Origin of the sequence: Nitrosococcus halophilus Nc 4, assembly GCF_000024725.1 — a bacterium.
Taxonomy (GTDB): Bacteria; Pseudomonadota; Gammaproteobacteria; order Nitrosococcales; family Nitrosococcaceae; genus Nitrosococcus; species Nitrosococcus halophilus.
Map to the genome: position 1 here is coordinate 2,457,951 of NC_013960.1, position 18,208 is coordinate 2,476,158.

Below are 18,208 nucleotides of genomic sequence, written 5' to 3' on the forward strand. Positions count from 1 at the left end.
GAAAAGGTCAAGGAGGACGCCGTAAGTTTAGAAATTAGAAACCCAAATCCTGAAGCGTTCACTCTCCGACAGTTGTCGGCGTTTGGGCGCTTAACTTTATTTTGTCCGGAGTATTCAGAATCCATGGCTACCATTAACCAGTTGGTTCGCAAGCCGCGGGTACGGCAGAGAAAGAAAAGTAATGTACCTGCATTGCAGGCCTGTCCCCAGAAGCGGGGAGTCTGTACTCGGGTCTACACGACGACGCCCAAGAAGCCTAACTCGGCTTTGCGTAAGGTAGCCCGTGTGCGCCTAACCAACAGCATGGAAGTCACCTCCTATATTGGGGGTGAAGGGCATAATTTACAGGAACACTCTGTGGTCCTGATTCGGGGTGGTCGTGTTAAGGACTTGCCCGGTGTGCGTTACCACATTGTACGGGGTTCCTTAGATACAGCAGGGGTAGGGGATCGTCGGCAGGGTCGTTCCAAGTATGGGGCCAAGCGCCCGAAGGGCTAGTGATACCCCCTTATCTATAGAGGTTGGATGAAATAAACGAACTGGACGGAAGAGATGCCAAGAAAACGGGTTATTACTGGGCGGGAAGTGCTACCAGACCCTAAATATGGGAGCGCACAGCTAGCTAAGTTTATTACTATTCTTATGCTCAATGGCAAGAAATCGCTGGCGGAGAAGATAGTCTATGGAGCCTTGGATCGCGCTGCGGAAAAAGCGAATCAAGAGCCCATGGATATCTTGGAAAAGGCGTTGGAAAATGTTCGTCCATTAGTTGAGGTTAAATCCCGTCGGGTAGGTGGGGCAACTTATCAGGTGCCCATAGAAGTCCGTCCTGAGCGACGTTCTACCCTTGCGATGCGCTGGCTGGTGGAAGCTGCCCGCAAGCGGGGCGAGAAATCCATGGGGTTGCGTCTGGCTGGAGAACTCATGGATGCCTATGAGGGTAAGGGAACTGCGGTCAAGAAACGGGAGGATACTCACCGCATGGCAGAGGCGAATAAGGCTTTTGCCCACTATCGTTGGTGAGTATCTGGTGGTTCGGATTATTTCTTCAAATTAAGGATTTGCTGTCGTGGCCCGGAAGACCCCTATCGAACGCTATCGTAATATTGGCATTATGGCCCATATTGATGCCGGTAAAACTACTACCACTGAACGTATCCTGTATTACACAGGTGTCTCCCATAAGATTGGTGAGGTTCATGATGGTGCTGCCGCTATGGACTGGATGGAGCAGGAACAGGAAAGGGGAATTACGATCACCTCGGCAGCAACAACCTGTTTCTGGAAAGGCATGGAGAGGCAATTTCCCGAGCACCGGGTCAATATTATTGATACGCCGGGGCACGTGGATTTCACCATTGAGGTAGAACGCTCTCTGCGGGTGTTAGATGGTGCCGTTGCCGTATTCTGTGCCGTAGGGGGGGTTGAACCCCAATCAGAAACGGTATGGCGGCAGGCAAACAAATACAAAGTCCCCCGCTTGGCATTCGTTAATAAGATGGATAGACAGGGGGCTGATTTCTTCCGAGTCGTCGGGCAAGTTCGTACCCGGCTGGGGGCTAATCCCGTTCCTATTCAGGTTCCTATTGGGGCTGAGGAAAATTTTAAGGGGGTGGTTGACCTTATAAAGATGAAGGCCATCTATTGGGATGAGAGCAGTAAGGGTATGTCTTTTGAAGAAAAGGACATACCGGAGGATCTGCAAGCCACTTGCGATGAATATCGGGAAAAGATGGTGGAAGCCGCTGCCGAGGCCTCCGAAGAATTAATGGAAAAGTACCTTGAGGGAAGCGAACTGTCGTCGGAGGATATTACCAAGGGTCTTCGTACCCGCACCTTGAATGGAGAAATCGTTCCGGCTTTGTGCGGTTCAGCCTTTAAAAATAAGGGGGTTCAGGCAGTATTGGATGCGGTCATTTCTTATATGCCTTCTCCCGTTGAAGTTCCCCCTATCAAAGGCATCCAACAAGATGAGACCGAAGTCAAACGCCATGCCTCTGATGAAGAGCCGTTTGCTGCTCTAGCTTTTAAGATCGCCTCCGATCCCTACGTGGGAAACCTTACCTTTTTCCGGGTTTATTCTGGGGTGTTAAGTTCAGGGGATACGGTCTACAACGCGGCTTCTGGAAACCGCGAGCGCATTGGCCGCTTGCTTCAGATGCATGCTAATAGCCGGGAAGAAATTAAAGATGTGGGGGCGGGTGATATCGCCGCTGCGGTTGGTCTAAAAAACGTGACTACGGGTGATACCATATGCGATATGGACCATATCGTTTTATTGGAGCGGATGGAGTTTCCCGACCCCGTAATCTCCGTTGCCATCGAGCCTAAAACTAAGGCGGACCAAGAAAAGATGTCCCTTGCCCTTGGAAAGCTGGCTAAGGAGGATCCCTCTTTTAGAGTTCGAACGGATGAAGAATCTGGCCAGACCATTATCTCGGGAATGGGGGAGTTACACCTTGATATTATTGTTGATCGCATGAAGCGAGAGTTTAAGGTGGAGGCTAATGTAGGTGCTCCCCAAGTAGCTTATCGGGAAACAATACATCAGAGTGTGGAGCAAGAAGGAAAATTTGTACGCCAGAGCGGTGGTCGTGGTCAGTATGGTCATGTATGGCTTCGGATCGAACCTCAAGAGCGGGGTAAGGGGTACGAGTTTGTCAACAAAATCGTGGGGGGGGCTATCCCCAAGGAATTTATTCCTGCCGTTGACAAGGGGATAAAAGAGCAGACCGAGAACGGAGTTATTGCGGGATATCCCGTAGTGGATGTCAAGGTCACGCTATATGACGGTTCATACCACGATGTAGATTCTAGTGAAATGGCCTTTAAAATTGCAGGTTCTATGGCTTTCAAGGAGGGAATGCAAAAAGCAGATCCCGTGCTGTTAGAACCTGTTATGAAGGTGGAAGTAGTAACCCCTGAGGAATACATGGGTGATGTGATGGGTGATCTTAATCGGCGTCGTGGTATGGTCCAGGGAATGGATGACTCCCCTAGTGGCAAGGTCATTCGTGCGGAGGTGCCATTGGCGGAAATGTTCGGTTATGCCACTGATCTCCGTTCGGCCACTCAGGGGCGGGCTAACTATACGATGGAGTTTTCAAAGTATAATGAGGCGCCCTCTAACATCGCTGGGGCAATTATCAAAAAGTCTCAATAAGATAAGATAGACAGTTATTTTTGTGAGGTGAGCGACTGTGTCCAAGGCGAAATTTGAGCGGAAGAAGCCGCATATCAACGTAGGCACGATTGGTCACGTAGACCATGGTAAGACGACGTTAACGGCGGCGTTGACGAGGGTGTTAGCGGAGCAATATGGAGGGGAGTTTAGGGCCTATGATCAGATAGACAACGCGCCGGAGGAGCGGGAGCGAGGGATTACGATAGCGACGGCGCACGTGGAATATGAGACGGAGGCTCGCCACTATGCGCACGTGGACTGTCCTGGTCATGCGGATTATGTGAAGAACATGATTACGGGTGCGGCGCAGATGGACGGGGCGATATTGGTGGTATCGGCGGCGGATGGTCCGATGCCGCAGACGCGGGAGCATATTTTGTTGGCGCGTCAGGTGGGGGTCCCGTTCATTTTGGTGTATTTGAACAAGGCGGACATGGTGGACGACCCGGAGCTATTGGAGCTTGTGGAGATGGAGGTTCGGGAGCTGTTGGACAGTTACCAGTTTCCGGGGGATGACACACCGATAGTGGTGGGCAGTGCGTTGAAGGCTTTGGAAGGGGACACGAGCGAGATAGGGATTCCGTCGATATTGAAGTTAGTGGAGGCGATGGATGCGTATATTCCGGAGCCCCAGCGTGCGGTGGACCAGCCATTTTTGATGCCGATAGAGGATGTGTTTTCGATATCGGGCCGGGGGACGGTGGTGACGGGCCGCGTGGAGCGAGGGATTGTCAAGGTGGGTGATGAGATAGAGATCGTAGGGATGCGGGAGACGCAGAAGACGACCTGTACGGGAGTGGAGATGTTTCGCAAGCTCTTGGACGAGGGTCGAGCGGGGGACAATGTGGGGGTCTTGTTGCGGGGGACCAAGCGCGAGGATGTGGAGCGCGGGCAGGTACTTGCCAAGCCGGGTTCGATTACGCCGCACACGAAGTTTCATGCGGAGGTGTATGTTCTTTCCAAGGATGAGGGGGGTCGGCACACGCCGTTTTTCACGGGGTATCGTCCGCAGTTTTATTTTCGGACCACGGATGTGACCGGCGCCATTGATTTGCCCGAGGGGGTGGAGATGGTGATGCCGGGGGATAATATTCAGATGACGGTCAGTTTGATTGCGCCCATTGCGATGGAGGAGGGCTTGCGTTTTGCGGTCCGCGAAGGGGGGCGTACGGTAGGGGCCGGCGTCGTCAGTAAAGTTATTGAGTAACGGCATGGCCAAGCAACAAGTTATTAGGATTCGGTTAAAGGCGTTCGATCATCGCCTAATTGACCAGTCAGCACGGGAAATTGTAGATACCGCTAAGCGCACGGGTGCCCACGTACGTGGGCCGATTCCTTTGCCTACTCGGAAGGAGCGGTTTACGATTTTGATATCGCCCCATGTTAACAAGGATGCTCGAGATCAGTATGAGATCCGTACCCATAAACGGTTAATGGATATTGTTGAACCGACGGAAAAGACTGTTGACGCCTTGATGAAGCTAGATTTGGCTGCGGGTGTCGACGTCCAGATCAAGCTAACTTGATAAAACTATGTGATGGTAGGCGCGAGGATAGGCGAATGGCAATCGGACTAGTCGGCCGAAAGTTGGGGATGACAAGAGTCTTTACTGACGAGGGGGAATCAATACCGGTAACGGTTATCGAGGCAACTCCAAATCGGATTTCACAGATTAAGACTCTGGAGCGGGATAGTTATCGGGCGTTGCAAGTGACATTAGGTGAGAAGCGACCTTCTCGAGTCACCAAACCTCTAAAGGGGCACTTTGCAAAGGCGGGGGTGGAGCCAGGTCGAAAGTTGCACGAGTTTCGCCTTGCAGAGGGGGAAGGAGCAGATGCCGAGGCTGGCAGCGAATTAAAGGTTGGCTTATTTGAAGCCGGGCAGAAGGTTGATGTTACGGGTACTACCCGTGGGCGTGGCTTTGCAGGCGTGGTCCGCCGTTACCGTTTCGGTGGTGGAGACGCTAGTCATGGCAATTCGTTATCCCATCGTGCTCCAGGTTCTATTGGTCAATGCCAGACTCCGGGTCGAGTGTTTAAAGGAAAAAAAATGGCTGGGCAGATGGGAAATGTGCAGCGCACTGTTCAAAACCTTGAGTTGGTGCGGGTCGACGAGGAACGCCATTTGCTATTGGTGAAAGGGGCCATTCCTGGCGCGCCAGGGGGTGATGTGGTGGTGAAGCCTGCAGCCAAGGCCGCGGTAGGTAAGTAAGATAAAAGGAGGAAGCGGTGGAGCTCGCAGTGCAATCGCTCGCGGAAAACGCTGAAACGGGTATGATACAAGTATCCGATGTCGTGTTTGCTCAATACTTTAACGAGCCTCTTATCCATCAAGTGGTAACTGCTTATTTGGCTAAAGATCGAGCGGGCACGCGTGCTCAAAAAACGCGCTCAGAAGTTCGAGGCGGTGGCGCTAAGCCTTTTCGCCAGAAAGGAACTGGTCGTGCCCGGGCAGGTACCATTCGGAGTCCCCTATGGCGGGGAGGCGGTAAGGTTTTTGCCGCTAAGCCGAGGGATTATTCCCAGAAAGTAAATAAAAAAATGTATCGGGCCGCTATGCGCTCGATCCTCTCTGAGCTTGCGCGCCAGGATAGATTGCGGGTGGTCAATGAGATTGTGTTTCCTGAGCCCAAAACAAAGGAATTAGTCAAATTATTGAGCGCTTATGATTGGCGTAGCGTGTTGGTGGTGGTTGCTGAAGATAATCCTAATCTTGAACTGTCAGCCCGTAATATCCCGGCGGTTGCTGTAGGAAATGCGAGCAACATAAGTCCTGTTGATCTGATCCGGTTTGATGGAGTTCTAGCAACAGATGCTGCAATCCGTCGTTTCGAGGAGAGCCTCGCATGAACGAGGAGCGTTTAACTAAAATTATTTTAGCGCCTGTGATCTCGGAAAAAAGCACCTTAGTTGGGGAAAAGCATAACCAGGTGGTGTTAAAAGTGTTGCCTGATGCTAACAAGCGAGAGGTCAAGCAGGCGGTTGAGCTTTTGTTTGATGTTAAAGTCGCTGAGGTGCGTACAGCGCGTATTAAGGGGAAGAGTAAGCGTTTTGGCCGCTATACCGGTCGCCGCAGTGATTGGAAAAAGGCTTATGTATCACTGCAGGAAGGTCACGAGATTGACTTTATGGGTGCCGGGTAAGCGCAGGATTATTGCTTAATAAATTAAGGAAACGGCTATGCCGATCGTAAAAGCTAAACCTACATCCGCTGGTCGTCGGTTTGTGGTACAGATAACCTCTCCTGAGTTATATAAGGGGAGACCCCATCCGGCTTTGACTGAGAAGCTGAGCAAGAGCGGAGGCCGGAACAATCAAGGTAGAATTACTGTTCGCCACTCTGGTGGTGGGCATAAGCGACTCTATCGAGTTATTGATTTTAAACGCAATAAAATTGGCGTTCCTGGGCGTGTGGAAAGGATAGAGTACGATCCTAATCGTAGCGCTCATATTGCACTAATCAGCTACTCTGATGGAGAAAAGCGGTATATTATTGCACCCAAGGCGATCCGAGTTGGAACTTCTGTAACCTCGGGTCAGGATGCGCCAATTCGTGATGGGAATTGCCTTCCTCTACGGAATATTCCTGTGGGTACGCTCGTGCATTGTGTCGAGTTAAAACCAGGCAAGGGTGCCCAATTGGCGCGGAGCGCTGGCGCTTCCTGCCAGTTGGTTGCCCGTGAAGGCAGTCATGCGATGTTGCGCCTCCGCTCAGGTGAGATACGAAGAGTACCGCTTGAGTGCCGTGCGACGGTTGGAGAAGTTGGCAATGACGGGCATGGCCTGCGTTCCCTGGGGAAGGCGGGGGCTAAGCGTTGGCAGGGGAAGCGCCCCACCGTGCGCGGAGTTGCGATGAATCCCGTAGACCATCCCCATGGGGGTGGTGAAGGTCGAACTTCAGGTGGTCGCCATCCGGTGAGTCCTTGGGGGGTTCCTACCAAAGGATATAAGACCCGCCGTAATAAGCGTACCGGGAAATTTATTGTGCGTCGACGTAAGTAAATAACTCAGTGAGGATGAAGCATGCCGCGTTCGATTAAAAAAGGCCCGTTTGTAGACCCCCACCTAACAAAGAAGGTGGCGGAGGCAAGCGCGACCCAGAGCCGACGTCCGATTAAGACGTGGTCGCGTCGCTCGATGATCGTTCCGGAGATGATTGGACTGACAATTGCTGTGCATAATGGTCGGCAGCATGTCCCTATTTTTGTCACCGAGAATATGGTTGGTCACAAGTTGGGTGAGTTTGCCCCAACTCGTACTTTTAAAGGCCATGTGGCTGACAAAAAGTCAAGGTAACGGAGCGAAAGATGGCAACTACAGCAACACTAAAATATGCGCGGCTGTCGGCACAAAAAGGTCGGTTGGTTGCCGACCAGATTCGCGGGCTACCTGTGGATAAAGCGTTAGACGTTTTGACTTTTAGCCCCAAGAAAGCATCAGGAATTATCAAGAAGGTATTGGAGTCGGCTGTTGCTAATGCTGAGCACAACGACGGGGCTGATATCGACGAGCTGCGGGTTGCTGCCATTATGGTCAACGAAGGACCTACCATGAAGCGAATCCGTGCAAGAGCTAGAGGGCGCGCCAGTCGGATTTTTAAGCGTTCTTGCCATATCAGGGTGATAGTTGCAGAGGATTAGGAGAGCATAGGAATGGGGCAGAAGGTACATCCTACGGGGATTCGCCTTGGTATCGTCAAGGACTGGAATTCTAAGTGGTATGCGGACAGCAGCCAGTTTAGTGATTTGCTCAATAATGATTTGGGAGTTCGCAGCCATCTTACCAAGAAGCTATCCCATGCACTAGTCAGTAATATTCAAATTGATCGGCCAGCACGTAATGCTCGGATTACTATACATACGGCGCGTCCGGGTATTGTCATTGGGAAGAAGGGCGAAGACATCAATAACTTGCGGCAAGAAGTCTCTGAGATGATGGGGATACCCGTTCATATTAACATTCAAGAGATACGCAAGCCTGAGTTAGATGCCACCCTCGTTGCTGCAAATGTGGCGCAGCAGCTTGAGCGGCGAATCATGTTTCGTCGAGCCATGAAGCGTGCTGTTACCAACGCTATGCGTGTAGGTGCCCAAGGCATTCGTATAAAAGTCTCTGGGCGCTTAAATGGGGCGGAAATTGCTCGCAATGAGTGGTACCGAGAAGGCCGAGTGCCGTTGCATACGCTGCGAGCTAATATTGACTATGGTTTTGCTGAGGCGAAAACCACCTATGGAGTTCTTGGTGTCAAGGTATGGATATTCAAGGGCGAAGTGTTTGAACAGCCGGATCAGCAAGTTACCGCAGGGAACTCGGCGATAAGCTAAGGTAATAGACTATGTTACAGCCGAAAAGAACCAAGTTCCGTAAGCAACAAAAAGGCAGAAACCGCGGGCAATCGCTACGGGGTAACCAAGTGGATTTTGGCGAGTATGGATTGAAAGCCATTGGTAGAGGGAAGATTACAGCACGTCAAATCGAAGCTGCACGTCGTGCTATGACGAGATATGTTAAGCGGGGCGGGAAAATTTGGATCCGGATTTTCCCAGATAAGCCCATTACTCAAAAACCTCTTGAAGTGCGCCAAGGAAAAGGAAAGGGTAATGTAGAATATTGGGCTGCTAACGTGCAACCTGGGCGTGTCCTTTATGAGATGGAAGGGGTACCGGAAGAGGTAGCACGAAGGGCTTTCGAGTTGGCGGCAGCTAAATTGCCTGTTAAGACGGTATTTGTTACACGGGCGGTCATGTAATGAAAGCTCAAGAGTTGCGAACAAAGACAGTGGATGAGTTACAGAAGGAACTCCTGGAGCTCTCTCGAGAGCAATTTAAACTGCGTATGCAAAAGGGTACCGGGCAATTGGCGCGAAATAGCGAGCTAAATCGAGTGCGACGTAGTATTGCTCGAGTTAAGACAGTGCTAACAGAGAAAGAGCAGGCGCAGTAGATATGAGTGATCAGGAGAAATCTTTACGCACCGTTATTGGTCGTGTAGTGAGTGATAAAATGGATAAGACAATCACGGTGCTTGTAGAGCGTAGAGTTGCGCATCCTCTCTATAAAAAGTATGTAAAGCGTTTCACGAAGTTACATGCTCATGACGAAAATAATGAGTGTCGAGTGGGTGATGTGGTAGCAGTCTCAGTAACACGCCCGCTCTCCAAGACCAAGACTTGGAAATTGGTTAATGTCCTTGAACGCACACGCTGAATAATGGTCGTTTTCCCGATGATATTAGGTGGAGAGCAATAATGATTCAAATGCAGACCAGCCTAGAGGCGGCAGATAACAGCGGTGCTCGGCGACTTGTTTGTATTAAAGTGTTAGGCGGATCGCAGCGGCGCTATGCAGGAATTGGTGACGTTATTAAAGTTGCAGTCAAGGAGGCTATTCCGCGGGGCAAGGTCAAGAAAGGTGAAGTTTATAACGCAGTGATTGTACGGACCAAAAAAGGGGTTCGTCGTGCAGACGGATCACTTATCCGATTTGATAATAATGCCGCGGTATTATTGAATAATCAGTTACAGCCTATAGGGACTCGAATTTTTGGTCCTGTGACGCGGGAGCTGCGTGTCGAAAACTTCATGAGGATAGTTTCTTTGGCCCCGGAAGTGTTGTAGGGAGGGTGATGATGCGCAGAGTACGGGTAGGCGATGAAGTTGTCGTTACTGCTGGTAGAAGTAGAGGGAAGCGAGGAAAAGTTTTACGCGTAGTGGGCGGCGGTGACCGTGTAATTGTAGAAGAGGTCAATATGGTGAAGCGGCACACTCGGCCTAATCCGGCAGATAATAAGCCAGGAGGAATTGTCGAGCAGGAAGCGCCGGTGCATATCTCCAATGTTATGCTTTACAACCCGGTTACGGAGAAAGGTGATCGAGTTGGTTTTAAGAGATTGGAAGATGGCCGTAAGGTACGCTATTTCAAGTCAAACGGTGAAGTCGTTGACGCTTAGTTTAGAAAAATAGCCGAAGTTACTTGGGCTTAATCCAAGGCTTAGTGGTAAATTAGTATGGTAAGGTTACAAGAATATTACCGGGACACCGTTGTTAGCCAATTGCAAGAGCAATTTGGTTATCGGTCAGTGATGGCAGTGCCCCGTATCGAAAAGATCACCCTGAATATGGGGGTGGGGGAAGCTGTTGGGGATAAAAAAATCCTAGAGCATGCGATGGCTGACATGGCTAAAATATCTGGCCAGAAGCCGGTACTCACTCGTGCTCGGAATTCGGTGGCAGGGTTTAAAATCCGCAAGGACTGGCCCATTGGGTGTAAAGTTACCTTGCGCCGTGATCGGATGTACGAATTTTTAGATCGCTTCATTAACATCGCGATTCCCCGTGTTCGAGACTTCCGGGGGCTTAGCCCCAAGTCTTTTGATGGAAGGGGTAACTATAATATGGGTATTCGTGAACAGATTATTTTCCCGGAGATCGACTACGACCAGATCGATACCATACGGGGAATGAATATCACCATAACGACTACAGCGAAGACGGATGAAGAAGGTCGCGTATTGCTTAGGGCATTTAATTTTCCCTTCAGGACATAGACGGAGCAGGGCTGGAAGTTAGGGATGTCAAAAAAGTGCATGATTAATCGAGAGTTGAAGCGGGTACGCACGGCGCGTAAATATGCGGCCAAGCGCGCAGAATTAAAAGCACGGATGCAGGACGAAAGTCTCAGCCCAGAGGAGCGGGAACAGGCCATGCTTAAATTCCATAGCCTGCCAAGGGATTCTTCGCCTGTGCGCCAACGGAGACGTTGCCGTTTAACCGGAAGACCCCATGGCTATGTACGTAAATTCGGTTTGTCCCGTAACAAATTGCGTGAGGTAGCGATGCGTGGCGATGTTCCAGGGCTGGTTAAGGCCAGTTGGTAACCATCTATAAAAATGTAAGAGCGCAAAGGGGCTAGGAATATCATGAGTATGACCGATCCAATCTCGGACATGCTGACGCGAGTGCGTAACGGCCAAACTGCGGGCAAGTTAGAAGTCAGTATGCCTTCTTCAAAACTGAAGGAAAATATTGCCCGCGTGTTGAAAGAAGAAGGTTATATTGAAGATTATAAGGTGGTGGATGATACGAAGCCCGCCTTAGTTGTGCACTTAAAGTATTATGAAGGTAAGCCCGTGATTGATGAAATTCAACGAGTAAGTCGCCCCGGGCTGCGTATATACAAAGGTAAGGATAGTTTGCCTAAGATCCGTGGTGGGTTAGGTGTTGCCATCGTCTCCACGTCTCGCGGTGTCATGACCGACAAGGCTGCAAGATCTGCTGGTGAAGGCGGCGAAGTCTTGTGCTACGTTGCCTAAAGAGGTAGGGAAAGATGTCAAGAATTGCGAATAACCCAGTGCCGATCCCTAAGGGTGTCGAAGTCACGTTTGCCGGAAACAATATTGAGGTAAAGGGAACAAAGGGTTCTCTGGGGCTTGCCATTCACCCCTTAGTACAAATAATCCAGGAAGGGGAAATATTGTCTTTTGCGCCAAAGGGTGTAGAAAAACAGGCAAGAGCACTCAGTGGGACTACCCGCGCCTTGGTGAGTAATATGGTGCAGGGGGTTAGTCAAGGTTTTGAGCGGCGCTTACAACTTGTTGGAGTAGGTTACCGAGCGCAGATGCAAGGGCAAAAGCTTGTGCTCAATTTGGGTTTCTCTCATCCTATTGAGTTCACTGCGCCAGCAAACCTTACCATCGAGGTACCGAGCCCGACTGAAATAGTCATCAAAGGGGCTGATAAGCAACAAGTTGGACAGGTTGCGGCAAATATTCGCAGATTTAGGCCGCCTGAACCTTATAAGGGAAAAGGTGTGCGCTATGCAGACGAAATAGTTGTGCGCAAGGAAGCGAAGAAGAAATAGCGAAGGCAGGAACGTAGCAGCGTGGATAAAAAAGTAGCAAGGTTACGGCGTGCGACTAAAGCGCGGCACAAAATCCGTGGGCTGGGAGTAGCGCGGTTAATGGTTCATCGCACTCCCAAGCATATTTATGTGCAGATAATCAAGCCGACAGGCGGGGATGTCGTTGCCAGTGCTTCAACGCTAGAGCCAGAGTTAAAGCAGCAGTTGAAGAATACTGGTAATAAAGAAGCAGCAATCACCGTTGGAAAAGTAATTGCTGAACGGGCTAAGGCGCAGGGTATTGCCAAGGTTGCCTTTGATCGTTCTGGTTACAAATATCATGGTCGGGTAAAGGCATTGGCAGACGCGGCCCGTGAAGGTGGATTACAGTTTTAAGGGTTGGAGTTGATGGCACAGACAGATCGGCGGATGACAGGAGATGCATTGCTGGAGAAATTAGTTGGCGTGAGACGTGTTGCCAAGGTGGTGAAGGGCGGGCGCCAATTTGGTTTTTCGGCTTTGACAGTGGTGGGCGATGGTAAGGGACGGGTTGGATTTGGCCGAGGTAAGGCTCGCGAAGTTCCTGTTGCCATTCAGAAGGCCATGGAAAACGCGAGAAAAAACATGATTTTTGTTCCCCTAAAAGGGGATACGCTGCAACATCCCATTACTGCTCGCCATGGTGCTGCCAAAGTACATATGCAGCCTGCCTCTGAGGGAACAGGGATTATTGCCGGCGGTGCAATGCGTGCTGTTTTTGAGGTGGTGGGTGTACATAACGTCTTGGCCAAGTGTATAGGTTCGGCAAATCCTGTTAACGTAGTGCGAGCTACGGTTAAGGGGCTTGTAGAGATGTCAAACCCGGAAGGGATTGCAGCCAAACGGGGCAAAACCCTTGAAGATATTATGGGTGAGTGATGGCAACGGAAAAGACAACACTCAAGGTCACGCTGGTAAGAAGTACTATCGGGCGGTTGGCAAAGCATAAAGCATGTGTTGCTGGCTTAGGGCTTCGCCGGATTGGGCAGACAGTTGAGGTTATTGACACTCCAGAGAATCGAGGAATGATTCAAAAGGTGTCTTACCTTCTAAGGTTAGAGGAAGGCTAGAATGCGATTAAATATGATTGCCTCAGCTCCTGGTGCTAAACAGGCGGCAAAGCGTGCCGGGCGTGGTATTGGCTCTGGTTTGGGCAAAACCTGTGGGCGTGGTCATAAGGGTCAAAAGTCCCGCTCTGGAGGCTTCCACAAGGTTGGCTTTGAGGGTGGGCAGATGCCTTTGCAAAGGCGTGTCCCTAAAATTGGTTTCCATTCTCGTAAGGCACGCTTTGCAGCCGAGGTACGCCTCGATCAACTTGCAAAGATGAAAGCTGATACCGTAGACCTGTCAGCCCTTATAAAGGCGGGTTTGGTTCCAAAGCACGCCAAGCGTGTTAAGGTAATTGCCTCGGGTAAGATTGATAAACCGGTGAATCTGCAGGGCATTGGAGCATCTGCAGGCGCACGTAAAGCTATTGAAGCGGCAGGCGGCCGCATCGGAGAATAACTGTGGCGAAACGCGCCTCCAAAAAGTCATTTGATCAGGGCACTTTGGGTAAATTAACGGAGCTGCGACAAAGGCTACTCTTTGTTTTGGGTGCCTTGTTAGTTTATCGGGTCGGTACCTTTATTCCCGTTCCCGGGATTGATCCGGTGACTTTAGCTGCTTTGTTTGAGCAGCAGCGTGGTACCATTCTAGACATGTTTAACATGTTCTCTGGAGGTGCGTTGGAGCGTCTATCCGTCTTTGCTTTGGGGATTATGCCGTATATCTCGGCCTCCATCATTATGCAATTGCTGACGGTAGTCCATCCTAAGTTGGAGCAAATGCGGAAAGAGGGTGCTTCGGGACGGCGGAAAATCACCCAATATACGCGTTACGGTACGCTCGTGCTGGCAACGATACAGGCTATTGGCGTGGCTATTGCTCTGGAATCCCAGCAGGTGGGGGGCGCATCTGTGGTTATTGAAGCCGGCCTGGTTTTTAGGGTAACAGCGGTGGTGACGTTGGTTACTGGGACTTTATTCCTCATGTGGTTAGGCGAGCAGATTACTGAGCGTGGTATAGGGAATGGGATCTCGCTCATTATTTTTGCGGCCATTGTCGCTGGGTTACCTTCAGCCCTTGGCGGAACGTTGGAGTTAGCGCGAACTGGTGAGTTGCATACCTTCACAGTATTGGTGCTTTTAACATTGGCTTTGTTAGTGACAGCCTTTGTGGTGTTTATGGAGCGGGCCCAACGGCGTATCCCGGTACATTATGCTAAGCAGCAGCATGGAAGAAGAGTCTATGGCGGCCAGGTGAGTCATTTGCCGTTAAAAATTAATATGTCTGGCGTTATTCCCCCTATCTTTGCATCAAGCATTATCTTGTTTCCTGCAACGGTGGCGAGTTGGTTTGGTGCTAGCGAAGGTATGGGTTGGCTCAGAGATCTGTCGGCTACCCTTTCACCAGGGCAGCCTATTTATGTACTGCTGTATGCTGTAGCTATTATCTTCTTTTGCTTCTTTTATACAGCGCTAGTGTTTAACCCAAAAGAGACAGCAGATAATCTGAAAAAATCCGGGGCGTTTATTCCGGGAATACGGCCGGGAGCTCAGACCACTCGGTATATTGATACTGTAATGGGACGACTGACTTTGGGTGGTGCCATTTATGTCACTGCGGTATGCCTTCTACCAGAGTTTTTAATTCTGTATTGGAATGTTCCGTTTTATTTTGGCGGTACCTCCTTGTTGATTATCGTGGTTGTGGTTATGGATTTCGTTGCCCAGGTGCAGGCCCATTTAATGTCCCATCAGTATGAGAGTTTGCTGAAGAAATCACAGTTGAAGGGAAGTGGAGCGACCACTGGAGGTTTACTACATTGATTGGTAAAGGGGCAGGAGTGGGGTAATGAAAGTTCGCGCTTCGGTAAAAAAAGTTTGCCGCCATTGCAAGGTTGTACGTCGAAAGGGCGTCGTGCGAATCATATGTAAAGACGCCCGCCATAAACAGCGTCAAGGGTAAAGATTTAGTTGGATTAACTAAGATAGTTGTCAGTGTGTTAGCTCATAGAGTAAAATGCGCGGTTTCGCGAAATGCAACTGACAGCCTTATGGAGATGAGGTGAATGGCCCGTATTGCTGGAATTAATATCCCGGTGCACAAGCACACGGTAATTGCGCTTACCTCCATTTATGGAGTAGGCCCAACCCGGGCTAAGAAGATCTGTGAGGCAGCTGGTGTTGCCTCTGACAAGAAGGTTAAAGATCTTTCTGATAGCGAGCTAGAAGGGTTGCGTGCTGAGGTTGCGAAGTATCCTGTAGAAGGTGACTTGCGACGTGAAATAAGCATGGATATCAAACGATTGATGGACCTAGGTTGTTATCGTGGACTTCGCCATCGGAGGGGGCTCCCAGTGCGGGGGCAGCGTACCCAGACGAATGCAAGGACACGTAAGGGCCCGCGGCGGTTAGTTAGAAAGTAAGGCAAAAATCGAGTAGGATTTCATGGCGAAAGCGAGCGCAAAAAAACGGGTAAAAAGGGTCGTTGTTGACGGCATTGCCCATATTCATGCCTCTTTTAACAATACGATTGTGACAATTACTGACCGTCAGGGGAATACCCTCGCATGGGCAACATCCGGGGGTAGTGGTTTCCGAGGTTCACGTAAGAGTACCCCCTTTGCTGCCCAGGTGGCTGCCGAGAAAGCTGGACGGGTAGCCCAAGAGATGGGCATGAAGAATTTGGAAGTGCGTGTTAAAGGACCAGGGCCTGGGCGCGAGTCTGCTGCGCGAGCCCTGAACAATGTAGGATTTAAGGTTACCAATATCGCGGATGTCACACCCATCCCCCATAATGGATGCCGTCCCCCTAAAAAGCGAAGAGTTTGAGAAGGAGAATTAACGTTGGCTAAATATACAGGTCCTAAGCTTAAGCAGGCACGGCGTGAGGGCACGGATCTGTTTCTAAAAAGCGGTGTTCGCCCTATCGATTCCAAGTGCAAGATAGAGCAAGTACCTGGACAGCATGGAGCTGGAGCTAGGCGTGCCCGCATGTCGGATTATGCGCTGCAGCTACGAGAGAAACAAAAGCTGCGTCGTATGTATGGTGTATTAGAGAAGCAGTTTCGACGCTACTACAAGGAGGCTGCTCGGCGTAGAGGGTCTACGGGCGAGAATTTGCTTAAATTGCTTGAATCGCGTCTTGATAATGTGGTTTATAGGATGGGGTTTGGTAGTACCCGCGCAGAAGCACGGCAGCTTATTAGTCACAAGGGAATCTTGGTTAATGGAAAGGTGATTAATGTTCCTTCCTACCAGATACGGGCTGAAGATGTAGTCTCCGTTAGGGAAAAGGCTAAGAAACAAGACCGGATAAAATTTGCGCTTGAGTTAGCCCAGGCTCGCCCTGAGCTCGATTGGATAGAGATTAATATGGGTAAGCTAGAGGGTACCTTTAAGAGAGTACCGGAACGTAGCGAACTGGCCCCCGATATTCAGGAAAACCTAGTCGTCGAGCTTTATTCAAAGTAAGGGAATAAAAGACTTTGTTCCATAAAGGGTGCGCCCGTGCCCTAACATACTTCCGGCGTGATATTAACTCTTAGAGGGGAAGTGTGCCACCCATGTCAGTATCTAATTTTCTTAAGCCCAGGATAGTGGATGTCCAACGCGTCAATGATTACACAGCTAAAGTTACGCTGGAACCGCTAGAACGGGGTTTTGGGCATACACTTGGAAATGCCCTGCGCCGAATCTTGTTATCTTCGATGCCTGGTTGCGCTATTGTAGAAGCGCAAATTGACGGCGTATTACATGAATATACCACCAAGGAAGGTGTGCAGGAAGATATGACGGAAATCCTGCTTAATCTTAAAGGGGTAGCAATCAAGCTACATGGCCGTGATGAAGTGACCCTAGCCTTGAATAGTAAAGGGCCAGGGGCAGTAACGGCAGGGGAGATACAGCTTGAACATGATGTGGAGATTATTAATCCAGAACATGTGATTGCTCATCTCACCAAATCCGGTGAGCTCAATATTACGATGAAGGTGGTTCGCGGTCGAGGTTATCAACCAGCTTCCGTACGAATACCTAAAGAAGAGGAAGAGCGTCCTATTGGGTATCTGATTCTGGATGCTTCTTTTAGCCCCATCCGGCGGGTTACTTACGAAGTGGATAGTGCCCGGGTTGAGCAGCGAACTGATCTAGATAAGTTGATTATAGAGATTGAGACAAATGGTACTATAGCTTCAGACGAGGCGGTACGCAAAGCTGCAACAATCTTACAGGATCAGCTCACGGCTTTTGTTGAATTGGAAGGCAAAACAGAGACCGCCAAGGAGAAAAAGACGGCTGAGATCGATCCCGTGCTGTTGCAACCGATAGATGATTTGGAGTTGACGGTGCGGTCGGCAAACTGCCTTAAGGCGGAAAATATTTATTATATCGGTGATCTTATTCAGAGGACGGAGGTGGAGTTGCTGAAGACTCCCAATCTTGGTAAGAAATCATTGACGGAAATAAAAGATGTGTTGGCATCGCGGGGATTGTCCTTAGGTATGCGTTTGGAAAACTGGCCACCCGCGGGGCTACATGAGGAAGAAACTAAAGCTTCTGTTTGAAGCTATTCGCTGGGAAACGAAGAGAAGGATAATTCCATGCGTCATCGCTATAGTGGAAGGAAGCTGAACCGGACTAGTTCCCATAGAAGGGCAATGTTCCGTAACATGGCTGTGTCTCTGATTGAACATGAAATGATCAATACGACCTTGCCAAAAGCAAAGGAGTTTCGTCGTATTGCAGAACCGCTGATTACTTTGGCTAAAGAAGATTCTGTAGCTAATCGGCGGCTAGCATTCTCCCGTTTGAGAGATAGGGAAGCGGTGACTAAATTATTTAATGAATTAGGCCCCCGTTATCAAACACGTCCCGGTGGATACCTTCGGATACTCAAGAGGGGGTTTCGGGCAGGAGACAATGCACCGATGGCAATCGTGGAATTGCTTGATCGTCCCCTCTCTGAGGCACAGGAAGAGTAAAGCTATTTTTTAAGCTAACCTAATTTTTAGCGCTATTTTACCTGACTAAATTCTGTCCTCTGCGATGGCGGTGGGCGGTGAGAGTTCTGTAAACCCCGAACCTTGTCTGCGAGGTAGGGGTTT

The 18,208-nt window shown here is 49.9% G+C and carries 32 protein-coding genes; all 32 read left to right on the forward strand.

Translation table 11 applies throughout. The annotated features are described in order from the left end of the window. The first annotated feature begins 123 nt into the window (after nucleotides 1–123). Nucleotides 124–498 carry a 30S ribosomal protein S12 gene (gene rpsL / locus NHAL_RS11600; RefSeq protein ID WP_013033329.1) on the forward strand — a complete coding sequence of 125 codons (375 nt, stop codon included), beginning with the start codon at nucleotides 124–126 and terminating at the stop codon, nucleotides 496–498. Nucleotides 499–552: 54 nt separating this feature from the next. Then, entirely contained in the window at nucleotides 553–1,023 is a 471-nt protein-coding gene (gene rpsG / locus NHAL_RS11605; protein ID WP_013033330.1) for a 30S ribosomal protein S7, read from the forward strand. Nucleotides 1,024–1,069: 46 nt separating this feature from the next. Then, on the forward strand, nucleotides 1,070–3,163 hold the full coding sequence (gene fusA / locus NHAL_RS11610) for an elongation factor G (protein WP_013033331.1): 2,094 nt from the start codon (nucleotides 1,070–1,072) through the stop codon (nucleotides 3,161–3,163). A gap of 37 nt (nucleotides 3,164–3,200) precedes the next feature. Further along, on the forward strand, nucleotides 3,201–4,391 hold the full coding sequence (gene tuf, locus NHAL_RS11615; RefSeq protein ID WP_013033320.1) for an elongation factor Tu: 1,191 nt from the start codon (nucleotides 3,201–3,203) through the stop codon (nucleotides 4,389–4,391). A 4-nt stretch (nucleotides 4,392–4,395) separates the two neighbouring features. Beyond that, nucleotides 4,396–4,710 carry a 30S ribosomal protein S10 gene (rpsJ, locus tag NHAL_RS11620; RefSeq protein ID WP_013033332.1) on the forward strand — a complete coding sequence of 105 codons (315 nt, stop codon included), beginning with the start codon at nucleotides 4,396–4,398 and terminating at the stop codon, nucleotides 4,708–4,710. A gap of 35 nt (nucleotides 4,711–4,745) precedes the next feature. Then, nucleotides 4,746–5,396 carry a 50S ribosomal protein L3 gene (rplC, locus tag NHAL_RS11625; protein ID WP_013033333.1) on the forward strand — a complete coding sequence of 217 codons (651 nt, stop codon included), beginning with the start codon at nucleotides 4,746–4,748 and terminating at the stop codon, nucleotides 5,394–5,396. A gap of 62 nt (nucleotides 5,397–5,458) precedes the next feature. Next, nucleotides 5,459–6,034, forward strand: a complete 576-nt coding sequence (rplD, locus tag NHAL_RS11630) for a 50S ribosomal protein L4 (RefSeq protein ID WP_238985514.1) — start codon at nucleotides 5,459–5,461, stop codon at nucleotides 6,032–6,034. After that, nucleotides 6,031–6,327 carry a 50S ribosomal protein L23 gene (rplW, locus tag NHAL_RS11635; RefSeq protein WP_013033335.1) on the forward strand — a complete coding sequence of 99 codons (297 nt, stop codon included), beginning with the start codon at nucleotides 6,031–6,033 and terminating at the stop codon, nucleotides 6,325–6,327. The genes rplD and rplW overlap by 4 nt, the downstream gene beginning before the upstream one ends. A 37-nt stretch (nucleotides 6,328–6,364) precedes the next feature. After that, complete coding sequence (gene rplB / locus NHAL_RS11640) at nucleotides 6,365–7,186, forward strand: 50S ribosomal protein L2 (RefSeq protein WP_013033336.1); 822 nt, start codon at nucleotides 6,365–6,367, stop codon at nucleotides 7,184–7,186. 21 nt (nucleotides 7,187–7,207) lie between these two features. Continuing rightward, nucleotides 7,208–7,480, forward strand: coding sequence for a 30S ribosomal protein S19 (gene rpsS, locus NHAL_RS11645; RefSeq protein WP_013033337.1), 273 nt, complete (start codon nucleotides 7,208–7,210; stop codon nucleotides 7,478–7,480). An 11-nt stretch (nucleotides 7,481–7,491) separates the two neighbouring features. Then, entirely contained in the window at nucleotides 7,492–7,824 is a 333-nt protein-coding gene (gene rplV / locus NHAL_RS11650) for a 50S ribosomal protein L22 (protein ID WP_013033338.1), read from the forward strand. A gap of 12 nt (nucleotides 7,825–7,836) precedes the next feature. Continuing rightward, on the forward strand, nucleotides 7,837–8,508 hold the full coding sequence (rpsC, locus tag NHAL_RS11655) for a 30S ribosomal protein S3 (RefSeq protein ID WP_013033339.1): 672 nt from the start codon (nucleotides 7,837–7,839) through the stop codon (nucleotides 8,506–8,508). 11 nt (nucleotides 8,509–8,519) lie between these two features. Continuing rightward, nucleotides 8,520–8,933 (forward strand): 50S ribosomal protein L16, encoded by a 414-nt coding sequence (gene rplP / locus NHAL_RS11660; protein WP_013033340.1) that lies wholly within the window; start codon nucleotides 8,520–8,522, stop codon nucleotides 8,931–8,933. Beyond that, complete coding sequence (gene rpmC / locus NHAL_RS11665) at nucleotides 8,933–9,127, forward strand: 50S ribosomal protein L29 (RefSeq protein ID WP_013033341.1); 195 nt, start codon at nucleotides 8,933–8,935, stop codon at nucleotides 9,125–9,127. Before rplP ends, rpmC begins: the two co-directional genes overlap by 1 nt. A 2-nt stretch (nucleotides 9,128–9,129) precedes the next feature. Then, nucleotides 9,130–9,390, forward strand: a complete 261-nt coding sequence (gene rpsQ, locus NHAL_RS11670) for a 30S ribosomal protein S17 (protein WP_013033342.1) — start codon at nucleotides 9,130–9,132, stop codon at nucleotides 9,388–9,390. Nucleotides 9,391–9,431: 41 nt separating this feature from the next. Further along, nucleotides 9,432–9,800 carry a 50S ribosomal protein L14 gene (gene rplN, locus NHAL_RS11675; protein WP_013033343.1) on the forward strand — a complete coding sequence of 123 codons (369 nt, stop codon included), beginning with the start codon at nucleotides 9,432–9,434 and terminating at the stop codon, nucleotides 9,798–9,800. Between the two features lie 11 nt (nucleotides 9,801–9,811). Continuing rightward, nucleotides 9,812–10,132: a 50S ribosomal protein L24 gene (gene rplX / locus NHAL_RS11680; protein ID WP_013033344.1), complete on the forward strand. Its 321-nt coding sequence runs from the start codon at nucleotides 9,812–9,814 to the stop codon at nucleotides 10,130–10,132. Between the two features lie 57 nt (nucleotides 10,133–10,189). Continuing rightward, nucleotides 10,190–10,729 (forward strand): 50S ribosomal protein L5, encoded by a 540-nt coding sequence (gene rplE, locus NHAL_RS11685; RefSeq protein ID WP_013033345.1) that lies wholly within the window; start codon nucleotides 10,190–10,192, stop codon nucleotides 10,727–10,729. 24 nt (nucleotides 10,730–10,753) lie between these two features. Next, nucleotides 10,754–11,059, forward strand: coding sequence for a 30S ribosomal protein S14 (rpsN, locus tag NHAL_RS11690; RefSeq protein ID WP_013033346.1), 306 nt, complete (start codon nucleotides 10,754–10,756; stop codon nucleotides 11,057–11,059). 42 nt (nucleotides 11,060–11,101) lie between these two features. Then, on the forward strand, nucleotides 11,102–11,494 hold the full coding sequence (gene rpsH, locus NHAL_RS11695; RefSeq protein ID WP_013033347.1) for a 30S ribosomal protein S8: 393 nt from the start codon (nucleotides 11,102–11,104) through the stop codon (nucleotides 11,492–11,494). A 14-nt stretch (nucleotides 11,495–11,508) separates the two neighbouring features. Then, nucleotides 11,509–12,042 (forward strand): 50S ribosomal protein L6, encoded by a 534-nt coding sequence (gene rplF, locus NHAL_RS11700; protein ID WP_013033348.1) that lies wholly within the window; start codon nucleotides 11,509–11,511, stop codon nucleotides 12,040–12,042. Between the two features lie 21 nt (nucleotides 12,043–12,063). Next, nucleotides 12,064–12,417, forward strand: coding sequence for a 50S ribosomal protein L18 (gene rplR, locus NHAL_RS11705; RefSeq protein WP_013033349.1), 354 nt, complete (start codon nucleotides 12,064–12,066; stop codon nucleotides 12,415–12,417). 12 nt (nucleotides 12,418–12,429) lie between these two features. After that, a complete protein-coding gene (gene rpsE, locus NHAL_RS11710; RefSeq protein ID WP_013033350.1) occupies nucleotides 12,430–12,939 on the forward strand; it encodes a 30S ribosomal protein S5 in 510 nt (169 codons plus the stop codon). Further along, nucleotides 12,939–13,130 carry a 50S ribosomal protein L30 gene (gene rpmD / locus NHAL_RS11715; RefSeq protein ID WP_013033351.1) on the forward strand — a complete coding sequence of 64 codons (192 nt, stop codon included), beginning with the start codon at nucleotides 12,939–12,941 and terminating at the stop codon, nucleotides 13,128–13,130. Before rpsE ends, rpmD begins: the two co-directional genes overlap by 1 nt. Before the next feature lies 1 nt (nucleotide 13,131). Beyond that, nucleotides 13,132–13,566 carry a 50S ribosomal protein L15 gene (rplO, locus tag NHAL_RS11720; RefSeq protein ID WP_013033352.1) on the forward strand — a complete coding sequence of 145 codons (435 nt, stop codon included), beginning with the start codon at nucleotides 13,132–13,134 and terminating at the stop codon, nucleotides 13,564–13,566. Between the two features lie 2 nt (nucleotides 13,567–13,568). Next, a complete protein-coding gene (gene secY / locus NHAL_RS11725; protein WP_013033353.1) occupies nucleotides 13,569–14,930 on the forward strand; it encodes a preprotein translocase subunit SecY in 1,362 nt (453 codons plus the stop codon). A gap of 25 nt (nucleotides 14,931–14,955) precedes the next feature. Beyond that, entirely contained in the window at nucleotides 14,956–15,069 is a 114-nt protein-coding gene (gene rpmJ / locus NHAL_RS20495; protein ID WP_013033354.1) for a 50S ribosomal protein L36, read from the forward strand. A gap of 103 nt (nucleotides 15,070–15,172) precedes the next feature. Then, on the forward strand, nucleotides 15,173–15,529 hold the full coding sequence (gene rpsM / locus NHAL_RS11730) for a 30S ribosomal protein S13 (RefSeq protein WP_013033355.1): 357 nt from the start codon (nucleotides 15,173–15,175) through the stop codon (nucleotides 15,527–15,529). A 22-nt stretch (nucleotides 15,530–15,551) separates the two neighbouring features. After that, complete coding sequence (gene rpsK, locus NHAL_RS11735; RefSeq protein WP_013033356.1) at nucleotides 15,552–15,935, forward strand: 30S ribosomal protein S11; 384 nt, start codon at nucleotides 15,552–15,554, stop codon at nucleotides 15,933–15,935. Nucleotides 15,936–15,950: 15 nt separating this feature from the next. Then, nucleotides 15,951–16,577, forward strand: a complete 627-nt coding sequence (gene rpsD, locus NHAL_RS11740; RefSeq protein ID WP_013033357.1) for a 30S ribosomal protein S4 — start codon at nucleotides 15,951–15,953, stop codon at nucleotides 16,575–16,577. Between the two features lie 92 nt (nucleotides 16,578–16,669). After that, nucleotides 16,670–17,668 (forward strand): DNA-directed RNA polymerase subunit alpha, encoded by a 999-nt coding sequence (locus NHAL_RS11745; protein ID WP_013033358.1) that lies wholly within the window; start codon nucleotides 16,670–16,672, stop codon nucleotides 17,666–17,668. A gap of 36 nt (nucleotides 17,669–17,704) precedes the next feature. Next, complete coding sequence (rplQ, locus tag NHAL_RS11750) at nucleotides 17,705–18,085, forward strand: 50S ribosomal protein L17 (RefSeq protein WP_013033359.1); 381 nt, start codon at nucleotides 17,705–17,707, stop codon at nucleotides 18,083–18,085. The last annotated feature ends 123 nt before the right edge of the window (nucleotides 18,086–18,208 follow it).